Raw genomic sequence first — 19598 nt, forward strand, 5'->3', positions numbered from 1 at the left:
TTACCTCTGGGTACGACACTTAAACCAGCTACTGGACCTTTTCCTGAGACATAAAGTAAATTGCCTGTTCGAACGCAATTACAATAACTACCTTGCGGATCACTGGCTTGAGGTAACTCCAAGCCAAGTTCTGCTAATCTTCTTTCTATGTTCATCTATCCTCCGTGATTGAATGGAAACATAACGCCTGCTTAAGTGGTGAGTGACGCACCACCAAACTTAAATTGACCACCGTAAACACATAAGCCGACAGTTACACCAAAATTGCCAAGCGTTACGAATCCACTTGAAGCATTTGTTATGTGTAATTTTCTATGTACTTCCTTAATGACTCAGTCGATTCAAACAAGGGACTAATTGGAAGGTTAAGATTTAGCTTTTCAATTTCGACTGCCGAAGAGCCATGGTATTTCTCAAAGTCACTCCAACTGCACTCGTGAACGCGCTTTACGACTCGAGAGTCGAGTAGCAATTGAGAAAATGCTTCGGGGCTATACCCCTTAGTCTCAGCAATAAAGTGTTGTGTAGCCGGACGTTTACCTTGAACCAGTGCCAAATAAAATCGAGCGATGTCATTAACATGGATATATTGGTTGTAACCTTGAGATGGTATCGCTACTTGGAGAGTTTGGTCAGATAAGGAGTCTACAATCCGCTTTAGCTGACAGTTTTCACCACCATAAACCAAACTAGGACAGTAAACGACATGCCACTTCTTTTTGATAGCACAACCTATTGTAACTGTGTCCGGTTTCACCACCTCTAGAGGCTTAAGCCTAAATTCTTTCAGGTCATTGTGAGAAGCATTGCCAAATAACCAAACGCCCGATGTGTGGATTTTTGTTGCTCCATCAGCCGCTAGTCTATCCAGCTGCGTGAGCAGCTTGGACTCTATATCAGCTATTTCCTCCGGTGAAAATTCTGACCAATGTGGGCGAGCACAATTTATAACGATATCAAAGTAACCAGAGAAATCTGATAGCACATCGGTAAGCTTCCGAGCAAGAGGTAAGACACCATTAGACCTGCTGTAAGTTGAAACTTCAAAGCCACTCTCGACAAACATCTTAGTCACGTGGCTACCAATATACCCATTAGATCCTGATATAAGTACTTTCATTCTTTCCCTGAACTCTCGATTACACATAACGCCTTGTTAAGTAGCAGCTAACTACCACTACACTCAAACAAGAGCAACGTAATCACTAATCTCAATTCAAACCAAAATCGCCAACTGTTAGCTGTCTGCTTGAACAATTTGTTATGCATACGTCTCCACGAAACGTACCTCGTTGATCGCTCACAGGGGCATCTTCTCGAATTTAGGGATATTGTCACTTAAGAAACCCTTATCCCAATCAGCTCTTGAGCTAACAAAAACATGTGCCGTTACACTTGTATTAGTAGCATCTGTTATTAAGCCCGCTGGTACCCAATATGAGTCACTACTGGTAGTTAAATTAGGAACTGGACTACCACATTGAGTACAGAACTCCGACTTGAAGCCTGATTTGGTGGAATAGGATTTAATTAAATGCTCACCCGAGCACCATCTAAAATTAGACGCTTTTACTATCAGAGCTGAATTAGACGAAGAGCCCGAAACTTTTCGGCATAGGGAACAATGGCATTGATAGATGGACGGTAGTTCGCTCAACAGTTCAAACGTAACATCACCGCACAAACAGCTTCCTTTCAATTTGGTTCTCCAAAACTAAATAGTATGCATAACATGTATTAGACTGCACCACGCTCGTATAGTCACCCCATGCTACCGCCCCTACTTGACAGCAGTACTCGTTCAATTTAACACGAACTTTCAATGTAATCAGTGCATTACGCGTGGAATTAATGTGAAGCGACTCACGGTATGCATCATTATGCTCATATAGTTCGGCGAATAGGCTAAAATCAATACTACTGTTTATTTATACATCACTTAAAAGACAATGAAATCACTCTACCTCTTGTATATCTCGGACTACATGTATGCTCGGCATTACGCTAAACGCACGATCGAGACCTATCTATATTGGATAAAAAATTTCATTATTTTTAATGGAAAAAAGCACCCTCGGGATATGGGATCACATGAAGTGGAAGAGTACCTTACTTTCCTTGCAGTAAAGCAGCATGTCGCCCCCAAGACACAGGCACTCGCGCTAAATGCACTGCACTTTTTGTACAAGGAAATCCAAAAAACACCCATTAGTTCTGAGCTGAAGTTCAAGCGTTCACATCAAGAGACAAAACTCCCTGTTGTGCTAACAAAACCTGAAATCACTCGGCTCATTGAGTGTGTGAATCCGAATTTCATGCTACCAGTACAGCTTATGTACGGTTCGGGACTGCGAGTTATGGAATGTGTTCGGCTTAGGGTCAATGACATTGACTCAGATTACAAAGCAATAAGGGTTTGGCAAGGGAAAGGGGCTAAAAATAGAATCGTGACACTGGCAGAGAAGTTGATGAGCTCACTGGAAGAACAAAAGAATCGGGCTCAACATTACTACCAAATGGATTATCAAACCAAAGGCTATTCAGGGGTGTATTTACCACATGCACTAAAGCGAAAATACCCAGATGCTAACCTAGATTTTGGTTGGCATTATTTGTTTCCATCAGTCAAACTTAGTATCGACCCGAAAAATCAACTTCTTCGTCGACAACACGTCCACCCTTCTAGTATTCAAAGAGCAGTGCGAAGCGCTGCTACAAAAGCAAACCTGCAAAAACCAGTGACCTGCCACACATTAAGACACTCTTTTGCTACACATCTATTAGAAAGCGGTGCCGATATACGCACGGTACAAGAACAATTAGGGCATACTGATGTGAAAACCACTCAAATATACACACATGTCATTAATCGTGGTGCTAGTGGGGTAACCAGCCCACTGTCTTCTATCTTATAGATATAAAAAAGGAGAGCAAATGCTCTCCTTTATCAAAGATCTAAACTGCTAATTAAAGAGCAGCTTTCGCTTTTTCAACTAGAACTGCGAATGCAGCTTTGTCGAATACAGCGATATCAGCAAGGATCTTACGATCGATCTCGATAGATGCTTTCTTAAGACCGTTGATGAAACGGCTGTAAGATAGACCATTTTGACGAGAAGCCGCGTTGATACGTGCAATCCACAGTTGACGGAATTGACGTTTCTTGTTGCGACGGTCACGGTAAGCGTATTGACCTGCTTTAGTAACAGCTTGGAAAGCTACGCGGTAAACACGTGAACGTGCTCCGTAGTAACCTTTAGCTTGTTTTAGAACTTTCTTATGACGTGCACGAGCTTGTACACCACGTTTTACGCGAGGCATTATGTCTCTCCTAAACTAAACGATTGATAAACTAAAAAGAATTAAGCGTATGGCAACATACGTAGAACTGCAGCAACTTCACATTTAGGAAGAATTGCATTCGGACGTAGTTGACGCTTGTTCTTAGTAGTACGCTTAGTCAAGATGTGACGTTTACCAGCGTGCTTAAATTTGATACCACCAGCTGTTTTCTTGAAACGCTTAGCTGCACCTTTGTTGGATTTCATCTTAGGCATGATGAAGAACTCCGCATTGTTGAGTTAATTAAACAATAGTAATTAGGCGAATAAAACCCTACCGCGTCCCTCTTTGAGAAGGAACGGCAAGGTTATATTACTTGCAAGCCGTAAATTACTTCTTCTTAGGGGCCAACACCATGATCATCTGGCGACCTTCTATTCTCGTTGGGAAAGATTCGACTACTGCAAATTCTTCAGTATCCGCTTTCAAACGATGTAGAACGTCAACACCGATGTCTTGGTGAGCCATTTCGCGGCCACGGAAGCGAATTGTTACCTTCACTTTGTTGCCGTCTTCAAGGAAACCAGTCAGGTTGCGTAGTTTTACCTGATAGTCTCCAATATCAGTTCCAGGACGGAATTTTATTTCCTTAATCTGAACCTGTTTTTGCTTTTTCTTCTGCTCTTTAGCAGCTTTGCTCTTTTCAAAGAGGAACTTACCATAGTCCATCACACGACAGACCGGTGGCTCGGCGTTAGGGCTGATCTCTACAAGATCCATACCAGCTTCTACAGCTGCATCTAGCGCTTCTTGAATCAGAACGATACCAACAGGTTCACCATCTGCGCCTGTTAGACGAACTTCACGAATGCCACGAATTTCACCGTTTAAACGGTGCTGGTTTTGTTTGGCCGGTTGTTGGCCACGTCTTCCGCCTTTAATAGGTTATTCCTCCAGATTGAGCTTACGGCTTGCGATTTCGGCTTGGATGTATGCGATAAAGTCATCCACTTTAAACTTACCTAAATCGTTGCCCTTACGAGTACGTACTGCAATTTCGCCAGCTTCCATTTCTTGGTCGCCACAAACGAGCATATACGGTACACGTTTCAAAGTATGTTCGCGGATTTTAAAGCCAATCTTCTCATTTCTCAAGTCCGCTTTGGCTCTAATTCCACTTTTTTGCAGTTTTTTCGTAATTTCTTGAACATATTCAGACTGTTTGTCAGTAATTCCCATAACAACAGCTTGCTCTGGAGCTAACCATGTTGGGAAGAAGCCTGCATATTCTTCAATTAGAATACCAATAAAGCGCTCTAGTGAACCTAAAATCGCGCGGTGAATCATAACTGGCGTGTGACGCTCGTTATCTTCGCCTACGTAAGTTGCTCCTAAACGCTCTGGTAGTGCAAAATCGAGCTGCACTGTACCACATTGCCAAGCTCGGTCCAAACAATCATGCAAAGTAAATTCAATTTTAGGTCCATAGAATGCACCCTCACCTTCTTGAATCTCATATGCGATGTCCATAGATTTAAGCGCAAGCTCTAAATCCGACTCTGCACGGTCCCACATTTCATCAGAACCAACACGTTTTTCAGGACGCGTAGATAGTTTAACAACGATATTGTCAAAACCAAAAGTCTGATATGTATCGTAAACCATCTCAATACAAGATTTTACTTCTTGCTGAACTTGTTGCTCGGTACAGAATACGTGAGCATCATCTTGAGTAAAGCCACGAACACGCATAATGCCGTGCAATGCGCCAGACGGCTCATTACGGTGACAAGAGCCAAACTCAGCCATGCGCAATGGCAGATCGCGGTAAGACTTAAGACCTTGGTTAAAGATCTGTACGTGACCAGGACAGTTCATTGGTTTGATAGCGTATTCACGGTTCTCTGAAGAGGTTGTGAACATGGCTTCTGCGTATTTGTCCCAGTGACCAGAACGTTCCCAAAGTACGCGGTCCATCATCAATGGGCCTTTTACTTCTTGGTAATCGTATTCTGTCAGTTTCTCACGAACAAAGACTTCTAAATCACGGAAGATAGACCAACCGTTGTGGTGCCAGAACACCATACCAGGCGCTTCTTGCTGCATATGGAACAAGTCCAGATGTTTACCAATTTTACGGTGGTCACGCTTAGCAGCTTCTTCTAGACGTGTTAGATGCGCCTTCAGTGCTTTCTTGTCGTGGAATGCCGTGCCATAGATACGCTGCAACATCTTGTTGTCGCTGTTACCACGCCAGTATGCGCCTGCTACGTTCAGCAGTTTAAAGTGCTGGCAGAAGCTCATGTTTGGCACATGTGGACCACGACACATGTCGATGTATTCTTCGTGATGGTATAGACCTGGACGATCATCTTTAGAGACGTTCTCATCCAAGATTTCAATTTTGTAAGTTTCGCCGCGGCTTTCAAATGCGTCGCGCGCTTCTTGCCAGCTTACTTTTTTCTTAACCACTTGATATTTGGTTTTAGCAAGCTCTTTCATGCGCTTTTCGATCTTCTCTATATCATCTTGTGTTAGAGATTCTTCTAGATCGATATCGTAATAAAAGCCATTGTCGATCGTAGGACCAATCGCCATTTTTACGTCTGGGTACAATTGCTTAATCGCATGTCCCAATAAGTGAGCACAAGAGTGACGAACGATCTCTAGACCGTCTTCGTCTTTTGCCGTGATGATTTCTAGGCTTGCATCATTTTCGATAAGATCACAAGCATCTACACGTTCGCCATCTACACGGCCAGCAATGGTTGCTTTCGCTAAACCAGGACCAATAGAAAGGGCAACATCTAGAGTAGAAACAGGGGCATCAAATGAACGCTGACTGCCGTCAGGAAGAGTAATTACAGGCATGTATAATCCTATTACAGTGGTCTTGCACACCAAGCAAGACTTGCATTAATGATTAACAACCTTACGCAGGGTAAGACTGTCACTATTTATAGAGAAAATTGCGCTATTGAGTACAAATACAGATGCACCCTTTAACGCAATGCGACATTGTAACTAATGAGTGTTAAATAACAATCGAATTCTATCGCTCATCACAGTTTTACTTACTGAGTTTGTCTATGCCTCTTCCATGGTCACTGAATCAATATTGAATTAACAAACAAGTTTCCTAATATTTATAGTGTAAGGCGGTCAATTTCTTCGGCGAGCCCTTCGTTTGAATAAAAGTTATTTAGTTAACGAATATGGATAGGTGAACAGTATGGATACTTTAGATTATTACGTCAGACTCAATAAAAACGGCCACGCCAATGTCTATCGCGATGGACACCTTCTGCTAGGAAGTGAAGTGATTGAAATTGATAACATGCACGATGAAAACAACCATTTAAACTCAGAAGCAACGGCTATTATTCAACTGGCGAATGGACAGCGAATCGATGATATTAAGGTGCGTGGCGAATAAGGTGCATGGCGAATAAAAAAGAAGGAAGCACTAGGCTTCCTTCTTCGATTTTGTACTAGCTAATTCGCTATTTATAGGTCGATAACGTCGAACTCTACGAGTGGAGAGATATCCGCTTCGTAGTCCACGCCTTCAACACCAAAGCCAAATAGCTTCAAGAACTCTTCTTTATACTCAACGTAATCCGTTAGCTCTTTCAAGTTTTCAGAAGTGATCTGTGGCCATAGTGCTTCACAGTGCTTCTGAATGTCTTCACGCAGTTCCCAGTCATCAAGACGCAGACGGTTTTTGTCGTCTACTTCAGGTGCTGTACCATCTTCTTTATATAGGCGCTGCGAGAACATACGGTGAATCTGTTCCATACAACCTTCATGAATGCCTTCTTCGCGCATCTTCTTAAAGACCATCGCGATATATAATGGCATAACAGGGATAGCTGAACTTGCTTGAGTCACAACAGATTTAAGCACAGCAACGTTTGCACTGCCGCCCTTTTCTGCAAGCTTAGCGTTTAGCTCAGACGCAGCACGGTCTAAGTCCATTTTCGCTTTACCCAATGCGCCTTCCCAGTAAATTGGCCACGTTAGCTCTGTACCAATGTATGAGTAAGCAACAGTCTTACAACCATCAGCCAAGACACCAGCATCAGAAAGTGCGTTAACCCACAATTCCCAATCCTCGCCACCCATAACGGTAACAGTATCTTTGATCTCTTCTTCTGTTGCAGGCTCAACGCTTGCTTCAATAATCGTGTCAGAGTTAGTGTCAACTGCGGTAGACGTGTATGTCTCACCAATTGGTTTTAGCGATGAACGAATCAGCTCACCGGTATCTGGCAACTTACGTACAGGTGACGCTAGTGAGTAAACAACCATGTCGATTTGACCAAGGTCTTCTTTAATCAGATCGATAACTTTTTGTTTTGCTTCATGAGAGAAGGCATCACCGTTAATGCTTTTCGCATAAAGGCCTTCTTCTTTCGCCAACTTTTCAAATGCCGCTGAGTTGTAGTAACCCGCAGTACCTGGCTTGCGCTCAGTCGCTGGTTTTTCGAAAAATACGCCGATTGTTGACGCACCACCACCAAATGCCGCAGCGATACGAGAAGAAAGGCCGTAACCACTAGAAGAACCAACAACAAGCACACGCTTTGGTGCATTCGCGATTGGGCCTTGCGCTTTGGTATAAGCAATTTGTTCTTTTACGTTAGCTTCACAACCTACTGGGTGAGTAGTAGTACAGATAAATCCACGAATTCGGGGTTTGATGATCATATTCAGTTCCTCAAAAAATCCTTGTTAGGATAAAAGGTTCAAAGACAAATCGCATCTTATTTCTGTCAAAACCCCTTAATTTCCTAAGTGGTTGGAGCACTTTCAGAGCAAAATCGTCTTTTCTTGAGAGCAAAAGAAGAGCGCATAAGCGCCCTTCTTGGATTTACTGGTTACGTTTCTCGCACCGAACGGAGTTATCCTCGGCAGGATTCAGTGATTAGGCCACACTATTTAACTTAGGCTTATTTTCACTGTGTGTTCTGACCTCTCTCAAATCATGGCTAAAGTGATCCACCTGAATCGCTTTATAACGCAATGCGTCCGCTGCGTTGATTTTGTCGACTTCTTCTTGTGTCAACACACCCGCTTCCAGAGCTTGAGCCAAGCGCTCGTTGAGCAAACCTTTTTTCGCTACCTTGCCCTCTTTTACACCTTTGAATAGTTTCTTCTCCAGATCTTGAATGTCGAACATCGCAATGAAAGCGCTCTCCATTAAGCCGATTTTGTCATCCTCTTGAGGCCCGATATAACAAAGTTGGGTTAATCGGTCACGTTGCGCACCTGGTACCATCATTGCTTTAGCGATATTAAGGCCAATTTCATCCGATGGTTTTTCAAAGTGATTACCAATTGGGAACAACAAGCCTTTTAAGGTTCGTCCTGCCCAACGTGCTGGGAAGTTACGATACGCTTCATTCAAAGACGTCGCAGCATGGTGCATACAGTGCTGAACTGCGTAATGAACAAAGTCTAGATCCGCACGCTGACGACCATCATCTTCATACTTTTTCAGTGCCGCCGACGCCATAAACAAGTACGCCAATCCATCACCTAAGCGAGCTGAAATCGTCTCTTTTCGTTTTAGGTCACCACCAAGCGTTAGCATGGCAAAATCCGCACTTACCGCTAAGGCTTTGCTAAGCCTTGTCAGATCTTTATAGTAGCGCTTTGTTGGACCACTCATGTACGCCCCAACAAAAGCGGAGCCTGTTAATGCCGCACCAAATGCGCCAAAGGTATTTTTCGTCGCGTGACCAATGTGCTTGAATAGTAACTTATCAAAGTCCGCTAATGCCTGCTTTTCATCTGGGTTTGCTGCCGCTTCCATCTCTTTTAGCACGTAAGGATGACAACGCGTGGCACCTTGACCAAAGATCATTAAGTTACGGGTTAAAATGTTCGCCCCTTCCACCGTAATGGCTACAGGGATCCCAAGATAGCTGGAGGCTAAATAGTTCATCGGACCATCTTGAATCGCTCGCCCTGCATGAATATCCATGGAGTCATTTAGAATGGTACGCGCCATCTCCGTCATGTGGTATTTCGCGATAGCGGTAACAATGCCTGGTTTTTCGCCCATATCAAGAGACGTTGTCGTCATGGTACGCGTGGCTTCAAGCAGATACGTCAAACCGCCAATGCGGCCCATGGCCTCTGCCACCCCTTCAAACTTACCAATCGACATGCCAAATTGCTTACGTACATAGGCATACGCCCCGGTAGTTCGTGTTGTGAGATGCCCGATTGCCGTGCCCAGTGCTGGTAATGAAATACCACGCCCTGCTGACAAACATTCCACCAGCATACGCCAGCCGCGACCTGCGTAATCAGCGCCGCCAATTAACCAATCCATAGGAATGAATACATCGTTACCACGTGTTGGACCGTTCATAAATGCAAGGTGAATTGGGTCATGACGCTCACCAATTTCCACACCTTTATGGTTTGCCGGAATCAATGCACAGGTAATACCTAAATCTTCTTTCTCACCCATCAGTTGGTCAGGATCATGAAGCTTAAAGGCTAAGCCTAATACCGTCGCAACAGGGGCAAGGGTGATGTAACGTTTGTTCCAGTTAAGGCGGATACCAAGCACTTCTTTACCTTCATGCTCGCCATAACACACAATACCTTTATCTGGGATACCACCAGCATCGGAGCCTGCTTCAGGGCCCGTCAGTGCGAAACACGGAATATCCGTTCCGTCTGCAAGACGTGGTAGCCAGTAGTCTTTTTGCTCTTGTGTTCCGTAGTGGGATAATAGCTCACCAGGGCCCAACGAGTTTGGAACCATAACCGATACAGCCGCACTAATACTTCGCGTTGCAATTTTGGTCACTATCGTTGAGTTCGCCAATGAAGAAAATTCACGACCGCCATATTCTTTGGAAATAATCAGTGAGAAGAAACGTTCTTTGCGTAAAAAGTCCCACACTTCTTTCGGGAGATCACGATCTTCAGTCACAATTTTATAGTCATCAAGCATCGCCAGTAGCGTTTCAAGCTCGTTGTCCATAAACGACTGCTCTTCCGCCGTCAGGGTAGGTTTGGGATATTGGTGTAATGTTTTAAAATTAGGTGTTCCAGAGAACAACTCCCCATCCCACCAAACACTGCCCGCTTCCATGGCCTCACGCTCTGTTGCGGATAGTGGTGGCAGTACTTTTTTAAACATTTTAAACGCTGGGTCACTTACCCATTTTCTTCTTAGAGAGCTCATGTTACCTATCCTTTTGTTCACAATTTGTCTTGTTTTTTAAAATAATTATTTAGGGTACAAACTTTGAGGTACAGCCCTATCAACCATGGTTGAAAGGGGGAAACACGTAAACAATTGTCGAGTTAAATATAAAAACTCGAGTTAACCATCTTGGCTAATCAGCGGCGACGCCGGCAGCCAAATACGGAATAATTTGGTCGATGATCATTTCCGCATCAACATTTCTTTCAAATGAACTGTATGCAATTTCTGAAAGGGCTTGGCTTGACGCCATGGTAAAAACACACGTTCCTAGGGTGAAATGCAACCGCCAAAACAGCGTTTCGGGGGTTAACTGAGTATTCGCCTTTAATATCGATTGAGTAAACATCGCCAAAGTTTCGGTGTAGCGCGTGGTAATAAACCAGCGTAAATGACCTTGTACATCGGTATAGCCACGCCCCACTAACAACATGAAACGACTGGCGCCATTAGGCTTCACTTTATTCAAGCTCAACAGCGGCTGTTTCAATGCCACAAACACTTCTTCCATCGTGTAGGTATCGCGATCGTTTAACTCATACAGAGCTTTCTCCACCGCTGGCATAAAGGCTTCTAAATAGCGATTCAATACCGCTCGCACTAAGGTTTTTTTATCACCAAAATGATAATTGACCGATGCCAAGTTGACATTCGCTTTGCTGGTAATCGTACGCAGGGAAGTGTCATTAAAGCCCTGTTCGGCAAACAATACCTCGGCTACATCTAAGATTTTGTCTTTGGTGGTTATCTTTGCCATTTCAATCATCCGTATAAAACATATGTTTGAATATACCCCCGCAACAGCAATATAACAAGTGATTAACATCAAAGATTTCAAAACTGGTTAGACCAGAGACCCAAAAGGTCACAGAACATCAAACGGTTACAAAAAGAAATTTGTTTGAATTTTTTGAAAAGAAAACGGAACTAACGCAAAAGAAGGGGGTCTATTATTATGCAGTCAGTAATAAACCGATGAACACATTTCCACTGATTTTTCATTACTGGCGGCAATGCTGCTTTTTTCTTATAAACTCCTATATTTGTATGTGCCCAAACCACCATTGGTTTGGGCTTTTTTTTTGTTTGAGCTTTTTCTTCGAAAGTGGTTACTTAGATGTTTAAATACCTAACTTTCCCACAGCGACTTGGTATCTGAAAACAACGACTTAAACCAAAGCACCACAGTATCAATAATACGAGTAATAATAGATCCTTGTTCAACACTCGACTTAGCGACCAAAGGTTCCGTCATGATCTCTTCTGCGCCAACTCGCCATGTCACGCTACCTACAATATCGCCTTGTTTCACTGGTGCAATGAGCGGCGCATAAATTTCGACTTCTTTGGACAACTGTCTGCCATTTCCTCGCACATAAGTGGCATAGACATCCTGCTCAAAACCCACTGAGACGTTCTTACCCTCACCTTTCCAAATACGAACCGAACGTTCATCCTTATCCGCTACTGCCAGTTGGTCTGTTTCATAGAAACGGAAACCATAATTGAGTAACTGCCTAGAAGCCTCTACTCGAGTTTGTTTACTTGGCGTCCCCATCACAACAGAAATCAATCGCATCTGCCCTTCCGTCGCAGAGCTGACCAAACTGTAACCTGCCTCTGATGTATAACCCGTTTTCCCACCGTCCACGTTGAGTGAGTTGTCCCACAATAAACGGTTTCGGTTATATTGCTTAATATCAGCCCAAACAAAACGTTTTTCCGAGTACAGCTCGTAAACCTCTGGTACGTCTTCAATGATACGTTGCATCAAGATTGCCATATTTTGCGGCGTAGTATGAATCCCTTCACCATCAAGTCCATGGGCGTTGATGAACTCTGTACTGCTCATTCCCAGCGACAATGCCCATTGGTTCATTAATGCGACAAAACCACTCTCTGTGCCCGCCACATGTTCCGCTAACGCTACTGCAGCGTCATTGCCAGACTGTATGATTAAACCACGCATCAAATCTGCCACTGTGACGCTGTCACCTGGTTTGATAAACATTTTTGATGAATCTGGGAATTTTACCGACCATGCATTTTCACTCACGGCCACTTTACTGTCCCAACTAGTACGGCCCGATTCAATTTCTTTGCCCACAACATAAGCCGTCATCAACTTTGTCAGGCTGGCTGGTGCTAACGCCCCGTCTTGATTCTTGCCCACTAAAATTGCACCAGATTGGTAATCCATCAACACATAGCCTTTCGCATTTAATGTTGGTGGGTTTGGTGTCACCAACGCAAAAGCGGTAGCGGACGAACACAAAGTCATCGATGCAAATAGCAGTGACAATGATCTATTCATCTCACTTACTCCTTAAATAATGGTTGCTCCATTCGTTTTCGATAGAGGAAATGCGGCATCGCTTGATGTTATAAATTCATCGAGTTCTGAACAGAGCGGATAAATGGATCCCCTCTCATCAAACTAGTTGAAAATCAGTTATTTCACATGGTTTTTTTGTAAGATTTATTGCAGGGATAGATCGCATGTAGACCCGATAAGGGATACACGTCAATCTATCAATTTGAAAAGGTAGCCAACGCCACTCGCTAGCATGGCGGGCTTATTGGCAATCTAGAAAGGCAATCGCCGAACCAGCGTGTTTCTTTGCTTGATACATGGCTTTATCGGCAATCGCAATCGCGTCTGTTGTACACCATTGCGATTCTTTACAAAGCGTAACACCAATACTCAAGCTAACCGCAATTTCTTCTCCATCATGAGTGATAAACTGATGCGAAAAGACTTGTAACAAATGTTCGGCAATACTTTGTGCATGCGGTTGGTTTTTAATTCCACTCATCACGATCAAAAACTCGTCGCCTCCTAAGCGTGCAATGATATCGGACTGGCGAGTGAAGTCGTTTATTCGCCGCGCAAGTTCTATTAACACTTCATCGCCTATCGTATGGCCATAGTGATCATTGATGAGCTTGAAATTGTCGACATCTAAATAAAGGAAGGCAATGGATTGTGTAAAGCTCTGGCTATCGTGGATTAAGGCTTTCAATCGGCGTTCCAATAGTCGACGGTTAGGTAGGTTGGTTAATGGATCAAGGTTTTGCTCTTCAATAACTTTAATTTCTCTCGCTTTTCGTTCCGAGATATCACGAACAATGGCCAACAGGTAGGAACAACCGTTGTGTTCAACCAAGTTCACGCTCGCTTCAACGGGTAATTCTGTGCCATCTTTCCTTCTGTGCGTCGCTTCAATATATTTACTGCGCTCAACTTTCATGATAGAGACATGCTTGCCCCATGAGACTGGAGGCTTAAACAACGGATTAATATCTGGCACGCTTAAGCGTAACATCTCCGCTTTAGTATACCCTAAGCGCTTATACGCTAATTCATTGCAGTTAAGAATTTGCCCTGATGGAGGATCGACTACATAAATGGCATCATTAGACTTCAATACCAATTGCTCTAGTAACAACTCTCCAGCTTGAGATTGGCGTTCAATCGATAGATCACGGATTTGCGAAACAAAATGAGTCACAGAGCTCTCATCGTCCCGCTGGGCGACAATGCAAAGCAAAGCATAAATGGTATGCCCATCTTTATGTTGATAACGTTTTTGAATTTCTACTGGTTCATCCGGGGTTTGCTCGAGCTTACTACGAATAACCTTGTTGAGACTTCTATCGTCTGGATGTGTAATCACCACATGATCCGACATAATTTCATCTTTCGTGTAACCCAATAAACTCAGCATTGCCTGATTGACATAGTCAAGCTTACCGGACGAATCTGTGATTATCGTCGGTACAGACGTTACATCAAATAGTTTCAATATCGCACTATTCAAATTAGCGGCACTCTTTTCAGTCACTTCCCTGTCACCTCTTACGGCATCCATTCCGCATCCATCAACTTAACTGTCTATTTAGTGGTCTCAGTTGCACTCTCGTCTCAATTGCACTTGCGTCTAAATGTTTAGACCATTATCGACATTAGAAACTATCGACATGAATAGCTCCTCTCATCACATTGAAGCGTGTAATCAGGGAAAATCGAATCACTGGCCTACCGTTATTTACAAAATGCTCAAAATTGAGACAGATCAAACTCCTGTTTGATTACTCATTTCGAGGCATATATTCCAGGTTCTTTATGCAATAGCATCGCGCCTTTCCTATTCTTGGCGCTCGCTATGCATACTCAAACAGATCACAAAATCAGCATTGTTAATCAGCAACTTAACGACAAAGCCCATCATGTAGCCGCCACTAGTACGCTTATTTCTCGCAAGCCCAGTATTTGTCGCAAGCCCAACTTAAACGAGGCAACTAAAACACTCATTACTCAAGTCAAAGCTGAACTGCCGCTATACGATGAGTCCACATTCAAATGTGGCCCTGATAATTCATGCATAGGCTGTCCAAAAAAACTATTGGAATTGGTTGAAACGGAAGTGAGCTACTGGGAGTCAGCGCTAGATCGCGGCATCACACCCAATTTTGAAGAACTGCGTCGTTTTGGAAAACTATGCCACAGCGTCAGACGCGGTCTCATGCGTAATGGACTGGTTAAAAATAACAATTAGCCTAACCATTATAATGCCGTGAAATGATCACGGCATTATCGTCTACCCAATCTCATCTCCCACCGTACAAACCTGCTTTCGCTCATCTCTGCTATAAATAAACAAAATCATTGAAATTTATTTTAATTTTGTCCGGTCGAGTGTCATAAGCTTCATGATTATTAAGAATTTTGCGGGTGTATTGACCTGAAAGCAAACTCACTATTGATTCTGACACACTAACCTTTAGTATCTTTTATTAACAACTCGGCATGGTTTGCCACACTATTCACAATGGATGATAAAATGAATAAAAAAACATTCAGCCGCGTCGCGCTGACCACCATCGTCAGTCTTTCGCCTTTTCAACTCTACGCACAAAACAGCCATGCTTTAGATAGCAATACGTCAGCCAACAGTCCGTCAGAAAAAAGCTGGGGCTCGATTGTAAAAGAGGCTAACGGTCAGACTGTCTACTTTCATGCTTGGGGTGGCAGCCAAGAAATTAACCGTTATTTACAATGGGCGGGTGAACAAATCCAGCAACAATATGGCGTCACGTTAAAGCATGTCAAAGTGACCGACATTGCTGAAACCAGTGCTCGATTATTGGCAGAAAAAGCGGCTGGTAAGACCAAAAATGGCAGCGTTGACATGGTCTGGATTAATGGCGAGAACTTCAAATCCATGAAAGAAAATGCACTTCTTCATGGCCCTTTTGTCACTTCTCTACCAAGTTGGCAATACGTAGATAAATCCTTGCCTATCGATGTTGATTTCTCGGTACCAACCGACGGACTTGAAGCTCCTTGGGGGGTCGGACAGCTCGTCTATATCCATGATACTCAAACACTTAATAACCCTCCTACGTCATACTCAGAAATGCTCAACTACGCGCAGGCGTATCCCGGTAAACTCAGCTACCCAAAACCGCCTGAGTTCCATGGCACCAGCTTCTTAAAATCATTACTAATTGAGTTAACTGAAAATGATCCGTCTTTAGCAAAACCTGTTGCGGAGGCGGACTTTGCCGGCGTCACTCAACCACTATGGGCGTATCTCGACGCATTTCATAAGGTCGCATGGCGTGGCGGCAAACAATTCCCGGCAGGTACCGCTGAAACGCTACAGTTGCTTGATGATGGGCAACTTGATTTAGCGATTACGTTTAACCCCAATGCGGTTTTTTCTGCTCAAGAAAGCGGCACATTAAGCGAAACCACCGCCGCCTACGCTTTCGATAATGGTGCACTATCTAACATTCACTTTCTTGCAATTCCATGGAATGCAAAGGCACAAGCAGGCGCACAGGTTGCCATCAACTTCCTACTCAGCCCAGAAGCACAGTCTCGCAAGGGTGACATTACCGTCTGGGGCGACCCTTCAGTGCTAGAAACGCAGTATTTACAAGGCTCCGCTGCCAAAAGTCAGCAATTCAAGTCGGTAGCAGAACCGCATCCAAGTTGGCAAGCCGCTCTCGAACAAGAGTGGCTAAAGCGTTATGGTAGCTAGTTCACGATGCTAAGACTGTTGTACGGCCTATTAGTCGTTGTCTGCATACTACCAACCATACCTGGATTACTGGGTGTGGTGGTGGCATCACTTGGCTACATTCCACCATTGAACCTGTATGCATTTTCTTTGGATGGATTTAGCCAAGTATTAGCCTGGCAAGGCGTTGAAACGTCACTGATACTGACCCTGTTTACGACACTCGCCAGCAGCTACCTTGCCTGCGTAGTGACCTTTTTTATCTTAGAGTCCTGCTGGAATCGGCCAATCTGGAACAAGATCGAACTGGCGCTGTCGCCGTTGCTTGCGATGCCCCATGTAGCTTTCGCCATCGGGTTCGCGTTTTTATTTGCGCCAACTGGATTTGGTATTCGCATGCTCCTCGAGTTTTTCGACATCCACCTGCACTCCGGCGCAGAGGCGCGAGCTTGGCTTATTAAAGATCCTTATGGCGTGGGTCTAACACTCATGCTGGCCTTAAAAGAAGTACCTTTTCTACTTCTAATGAGTATTCCAATCGTTAAACAGCTTAAAGTTCAGGAAACGATAAAAGTAGCATCAGCGTTAGGCTATCGTCACCATGTGACATGGTGGAAGGTCATCATGCCTCAATGGTTTAACAAAATGCGTTTTCCCATACTTGCCGTCATCGCATACAGCTTATCCGTCGTTGATGTGGCGTTAGTACTTGGCCCAACTAACCCGCCTACCTTTGCCGTACTCGTTTGGCAATGGTTCAATGACCCTGACCTACAGCTATTACCTCGCGCTTCAGCAGGCGCCGTCATGTTATTTATTATCGCGTCACTGTTAATCCTGCTAGCCAGACTCATCGAATCCATAATCTGCAGCTATGCAAAGCAATGGCAATATTCTGGGCGCTGGGCGCCTCGCCTCCCGGGCAAAATCATTATTCTCGCCATCATCACGCTTTCGCTTACCATTGTTCCGCTTTTAATCACTTGGAGCTTTGCCCAGCGGTGGCGCTTTCCGGATATTTTTCCAAGCCGTTTTACCTTACGATTTTGGCAATATGAATGGCACGGTGTACTCGACGTTTTGTCGCAAAGTTTATCCATCGCTTTAGTCTCTGCCACTATTGCCCTTTTCTTTGCGATTATTGGCCACGAATATCGACTCCGCTATCGATGGCAAATCCCGGGGTATGTCATTGCCATCCCCATGCTTATTCCACAGTTAAGCATTTTGTTCGGCTTACAAATTATGACGCTGGTTGTCAGCGATGGAAATTACGCATTCTGGGTCTGTTGGTCTCATGTATTTTTTGCCTTTCCCTTTGTGTATCTTTCATTAGATGGCCCCTGGAGAAGTTACAATGAAAAATTAACTCAAGTGTCATTAAGCCTTGGCAAGGGCCCGGTTTACACCTGGATCCACGTAAAGCTTCCACAACTACTGCCTGCCATTGTCTTTGCTTGGGCGGTCGGAATGAGTGTCAGCCTAGCCCAATACCTGCCAACACTGGTTCTCGGGGCGGGGCGAATTTCTACCGTCACCACCGAAGCAGTTGCGCTGTCGAGCGGTTTTGACCGCCGTGTCACCGCCATTTATGCGCTTTTCCAAGCGCTGCTTCCACTGTTATTTTTTACTCTGGCCGTACTGGTCAGTCGGTTAAATACTCGTTATCGAAGGGTACGAGTGAAAGGATTACGACTCAATGACGCTTTCTCTAGAAAACCTCACCATCCGTAAGAGTGATGGCGAGGTGCTGTTTTCTAATTGCAACATCTCGATTCAACCGGGAGAAATTGTGACCTTAATGGGCCCTAGTGGTTGTGGGAAATCAACGCTGCTCGATGCTGTCGCTGGGCACCTAAGTGCTGAATTCACATACACTGGACGCGTTATTCTAAACGATCAGGCTATGGATGCTCTCGCTCCCCATGAAAGGCGCGTCGGCATATTATTTCAAGATGATCTGCTATTCCCTCACCTTAATGTTTGGGAAAACTTGGCATTTGCACTTCCCAATTCCATAAAGGGCAAAAATCGCAAGGAAGAAGCATTCAGCGCACTTAACGCCATTACGCTGACACAACTTGCCCACCATTTCCCTGAACAGTTATCAGGCGGACAACGCGCACGGATCAGCTTAACAAGAATGTTGCTGGCAAAGCCAAAAGTTGCGCTATTAGACGAGCCTTTTAGCAAACTTGATAAGGCATTACGCAGCCAGTTTCGTGACTGGGTGGTCACGCAATTACATGACGCCAATATTCCCGCGTTAATGGTTACTCACGACAAGGACGACATCCCATTAAATAGTCGAGTCTATACTTGGCCATGGGAGGCACACACACATGCTTGATAGACTCAGTATTAAGGTTATTCGTTGGCCGTTGTCAAAAAGCGCCGAAGCACTAAATCAATTCGATATCACGGCAAATCAGATCACCCTGTTCGGCTTTGCTCTCGGCTGTCTAGCCTTCCCCGCCTTGGTATTGGAACAGTATACTGTGGCACTGATGTTCATCTTACTCAATCGGATCTGTGACGGGTTGGACGGCGCACTAGCACGTATTCAAGGTATCTCGGATGCGGGTGGTTTTCTCGATATCAGCCTCGATTTTTTGTTTTATTCTCTCATCCCTTTCGGATTTGTTATTGCCAACCCTGAAAGCAATGCTATCGCTGGCGCCTTCCTTATTTTTTCTTTTATCGGTACCGGTTCAAGCTTTTTGGCGTTTGCTGTAATGGCAGGAAAACAGGGCATAGAAAACCCAGTTTATCAGCACAAATCCTTATACTATATGAGTGGACTAACCGAAGGCACTGAAACCATTGCTTGCTTCGTGCTGTTTTGTTTATTCCCGCAACATTTTGCCATTATTGCCTATGTTTTCGGCTGCGCTTGCTGGTTTACCACATTCACTCGTATTTACTCCGGCTTTCACACACTCAAAGCAGCTAAAAATAATCAGCAATAATGAGATGGGGCTAACGGTGACATCGTCTCAATCCTGCATTAATATGATAAAATTAACGTTAGTATTAAAATTGAAAAAACGAAGGAT

The 19598-nt window shown here is 44.1% G+C and carries 18 protein-coding genes; 7 read left to right on the forward strand and 11 right to left on the reverse strand.

Going from position 1 to position 19598, the window contains the following annotated elements; all coding sequences use genetic code 11:
- Positions 1-298: 298 nt before the first annotated feature.
- Positions 299-1120 (reverse strand): NAD-dependent epimerase/dehydratase family protein, encoded by an 822-nt coding sequence (locus tag L4D74_RS16730; protein ID WP_038891922.1) that lies wholly within the window; start codon positions 1118-1120, stop codon positions 299-301.
- 180 nt (positions 1121-1300) lie between these two features.
- A complete protein-coding gene (locus L4D74_RS16735) occupies positions 1301-1699 on the reverse strand; it encodes a GFA family protein (protein ID WP_428753422.1) in 399 nt (132 codons plus the stop codon).
- Between the two features lie 250 nt (positions 1700-1949).
- On the opposite strand from L4D74_RS16735, the gene L4D74_RS16740 reads away from it, so the two are divergent.
- Positions 1950-2915 (forward strand): integron integrase, encoded by a 966-nt coding sequence (locus L4D74_RS16740; RefSeq protein ID WP_428753423.1) that lies wholly within the window; start codon positions 1950-1952, stop codon positions 2913-2915.
- Between the two features lie 52 nt (positions 2916-2967).
- On the opposite strand, the gene rplT is transcribed toward L4D74_RS16740, so the two are convergent.
- From rplT to thrS, 4 genes are all read right to left on the reverse strand, one after another.
- Positions 2968-3321: a 50S ribosomal protein L20 gene (gene rplT / locus L4D74_RS16745; RefSeq protein WP_004401084.1), complete on the reverse strand. Its 354-nt coding sequence runs from the start codon at positions 3319-3321 to the stop codon at positions 2968-2970.
- Between the two features lie 41 nt (positions 3322-3362).
- Positions 3363-3557, reverse strand: coding sequence for a 50S ribosomal protein L35 (rpmI, locus tag L4D74_RS16750; protein WP_250618111.1), 195 nt, complete (start codon positions 3555-3557; stop codon positions 3363-3365).
- Between the two features lie 115 nt (positions 3558-3672).
- A complete protein-coding gene (gene infC, locus L4D74_RS16755) occupies positions 3673-4224 on the reverse strand; it encodes a translation initiation factor IF-3 (RefSeq protein ID WP_428753586.1) in 552 nt (183 codons plus the stop codon).
- Between the two features lie 3 nt (positions 4225-4227).
- Positions 4228-6153, reverse strand: coding sequence for a threonine--tRNA ligase (gene thrS, locus L4D74_RS16760; protein ID WP_265676645.1), 1926 nt, complete (start codon positions 6151-6153; stop codon positions 4228-4230).
- Between the two features lie 361 nt (positions 6154-6514).
- Between thrS and L4D74_RS16765 the strand changes: the two genes are divergently transcribed.
- Entirely contained in the window at positions 6515-6718 is a 204-nt protein-coding gene (locus tag L4D74_RS16765; protein ID WP_428753425.1) for a hypothetical protein, read from the forward strand.
- Positions 6719-6789: 71 nt separating this feature from the next.
- On the opposite strand, the gene fabV is transcribed toward L4D74_RS16765, so the two are convergent.
- The 5 genes from fabV to L4D74_RS16790 form a co-directional block, all read right to left on the reverse strand.
- Complete coding sequence (fabV, locus tag L4D74_RS16770) at positions 6790-7992, reverse strand: enoyl-ACP reductase FabV (RefSeq protein WP_265676647.1); 1203 nt, start codon at positions 7990-7992, stop codon at positions 6790-6792.
- A gap of 217 nt (positions 7993-8209) precedes the next feature.
- The gene (locus tag L4D74_RS16775) at positions 8210-10492 is read right to left on the reverse strand and encodes an acyl-CoA dehydrogenase (RefSeq protein ID WP_428753427.1); all 2283 of its coding nucleotides are present in this window, start codon (positions 10490-10492) and stop codon (positions 8210-8212) included.
- Positions 10493-10646: 154 nt separating this feature from the next.
- Positions 10647-11279, reverse strand: coding sequence for a TetR family transcriptional repressor PsrA (psrA, locus tag L4D74_RS16780; protein ID WP_428753428.1), 633 nt, complete (start codon positions 11277-11279; stop codon positions 10647-10649).
- Between the two features lie 363 nt (positions 11280-11642).
- Positions 11643-12827, reverse strand: coding sequence for a D-alanyl-D-alanine carboxypeptidase family protein (locus tag L4D74_RS16785; RefSeq protein ID WP_428753430.1), 1185 nt, complete (start codon positions 12825-12827; stop codon positions 11643-11645).
- A gap of 262 nt (positions 12828-13089) precedes the next feature.
- A complete protein-coding gene (locus L4D74_RS16790; RefSeq protein ID WP_428753432.1) occupies positions 13090-14385 on the reverse strand; it encodes a sensor domain-containing diguanylate cyclase in 1296 nt (431 codons plus the stop codon).
- A gap of 294 nt (positions 14386-14679) precedes the next feature.
- Between L4D74_RS16790 and L4D74_RS16795 the strand changes: the two genes are divergently transcribed.
- The 5 genes from L4D74_RS16795 (at position 14680) to L4D74_RS16815 (ending at position 19511) form a co-directional block, all read left to right on the forward strand.
- Positions 14680-15072 (forward strand): hypothetical protein, encoded by a 393-nt coding sequence (locus L4D74_RS16795; protein WP_428753434.1) that lies wholly within the window; start codon positions 14680-14682, stop codon positions 15070-15072.
- A gap of 285 nt (positions 15073-15357) precedes the next feature.
- On the forward strand, positions 15358-16563 hold the full coding sequence (locus L4D74_RS16800) for an ABC transporter substrate-binding protein (protein WP_428753436.1): 1206 nt from the start codon (positions 15358-15360) through the stop codon (positions 16561-16563).
- A gap of 6 nt (positions 16564-16569) precedes the next feature.
- Entirely contained in the window at positions 16570-18276 is a 1707-nt protein-coding gene (locus L4D74_RS16805; RefSeq protein ID WP_428753437.1) for an ABC transporter permease, read from the forward strand.
- The gene (locus L4D74_RS16810; protein ID WP_428753439.1) at positions 18242-18892 is read left to right on the forward strand and encodes an ATP-binding cassette domain-containing protein; all 651 of its coding nucleotides are present in this window, start codon (positions 18242-18244) and stop codon (positions 18890-18892) included. Before L4D74_RS16805 ends, L4D74_RS16810 begins: the two co-directional genes overlap by 35 nt.
- Positions 18885-19511 (forward strand): CDP-alcohol phosphatidyltransferase family protein, encoded by a 627-nt coding sequence (locus L4D74_RS16815; RefSeq protein ID WP_428753440.1) that lies wholly within the window; start codon positions 18885-18887, stop codon positions 19509-19511. The genes L4D74_RS16810 and L4D74_RS16815 overlap by 8 nt, the downstream gene beginning before the upstream one ends.
- The last annotated feature ends 87 nt before the right edge of the window (positions 19512-19598 follow it).

The sequence above is a fragment of the Vibrio cionasavignyae genome (assembly GCF_050337155.1).
In the GTDB taxonomy this organism is placed as follows: Bacteria; Pseudomonadota; Gammaproteobacteria; order Enterobacterales; family Vibrionaceae; genus Vibrio; species Vibrio nomapromontoriensis.

Coding starts and splice junctions, on each gene's coding strand:
- L4D74_RS16730 (WP_038891922.1), bottom strand. CDS start 1,120: ATGAAAGTACTTATATCAGGATCTAATGGGTATATTGGTAGCCACGTG.
- L4D74_RS16740 (WP_428753423.1), top strand. CDS start 1,950: ATGAAATCACTCTACCTCTTGTATATCTCGGACTACATGTATGCTCGG.
- rplT (WP_004401084.1), bottom strand. CDS start 3,321: ATGCCTCGCGTAAAACGTGGTGTACAAGCTCGTGCACGTCATAAGAAA.
- rpmI (WP_250618111.1), bottom strand. CDS start 3,557: ATGCCTAAGATGAAATCCAACAAAGGTGCAGCTAAGCGTTTCAAGAAA.
- thrS (WP_265676645.1), bottom strand. CDS start 6,153: ATGCCTGTAATTACTCTTCCTGACGGCAGTCAGCGTTCATTTGATGCC.
- L4D74_RS16765 (WP_428753425.1), top strand. CDS start 6,515: ATGGATACTTTAGATTATTACGTCAGACTCAATAAAAACGGCCACGCC.
- fabV (WP_265676647.1), bottom strand. CDS start 7,992: ATGATCATCAAACCCCGAATTCGTGGATTTATCTGTACTACTACTCAC.
- L4D74_RS16775 (WP_428753427.1), bottom strand. CDS start 10,492: ATGAGCTCTCTAAGAAGAAAATGGGTAAGTGACCCAGCGTTTAAAATG.
- psrA (WP_428753428.1), bottom strand. CDS start 11,279: ATGATTGAAATGGCAAAGATAACCACCAAAGACAAAATCTTAGATGTA.
- L4D74_RS16785 (WP_428753430.1), bottom strand. CDS start 12,827: ATGAATAGATCATTGTCACTGCTATTTGCATCGATGACTTTGTGTTCG.
- L4D74_RS16790 (WP_428753432.1), bottom strand. CDS start 14,385: ATGGATGCCGTAAGAGGTGACAGGGAAGTGACTGAAAAGAGTGCCGCT.
- L4D74_RS16795 (WP_428753434.1), top strand. CDS start 14,680: ATGCATACTCAAACAGATCACAAAATCAGCATTGTTAATCAGCAACTT.
- L4D74_RS16800 (WP_428753436.1), top strand. CDS start 15,358: ATGAATAAAAAAACATTCAGCCGCGTCGCGCTGACCACCATCGTCAGT.
- L4D74_RS16805 (WP_428753437.1), top strand. CDS start 16,570: ATGCTAAGACTGTTGTACGGCCTATTAGTCGTTGTCTGCATACTACCA.
- L4D74_RS16810 (WP_428753439.1), top strand. CDS start 18,242: ATGACGCTTTCTCTAGAAAACCTCACCATCCGTAAGAGTGATGGCGAG.
- L4D74_RS16815 (WP_428753440.1), top strand. CDS start 18,885: ATGCTTGATAGACTCAGTATTAAGGTTATTCGTTGGCCGTTGTCAAAA.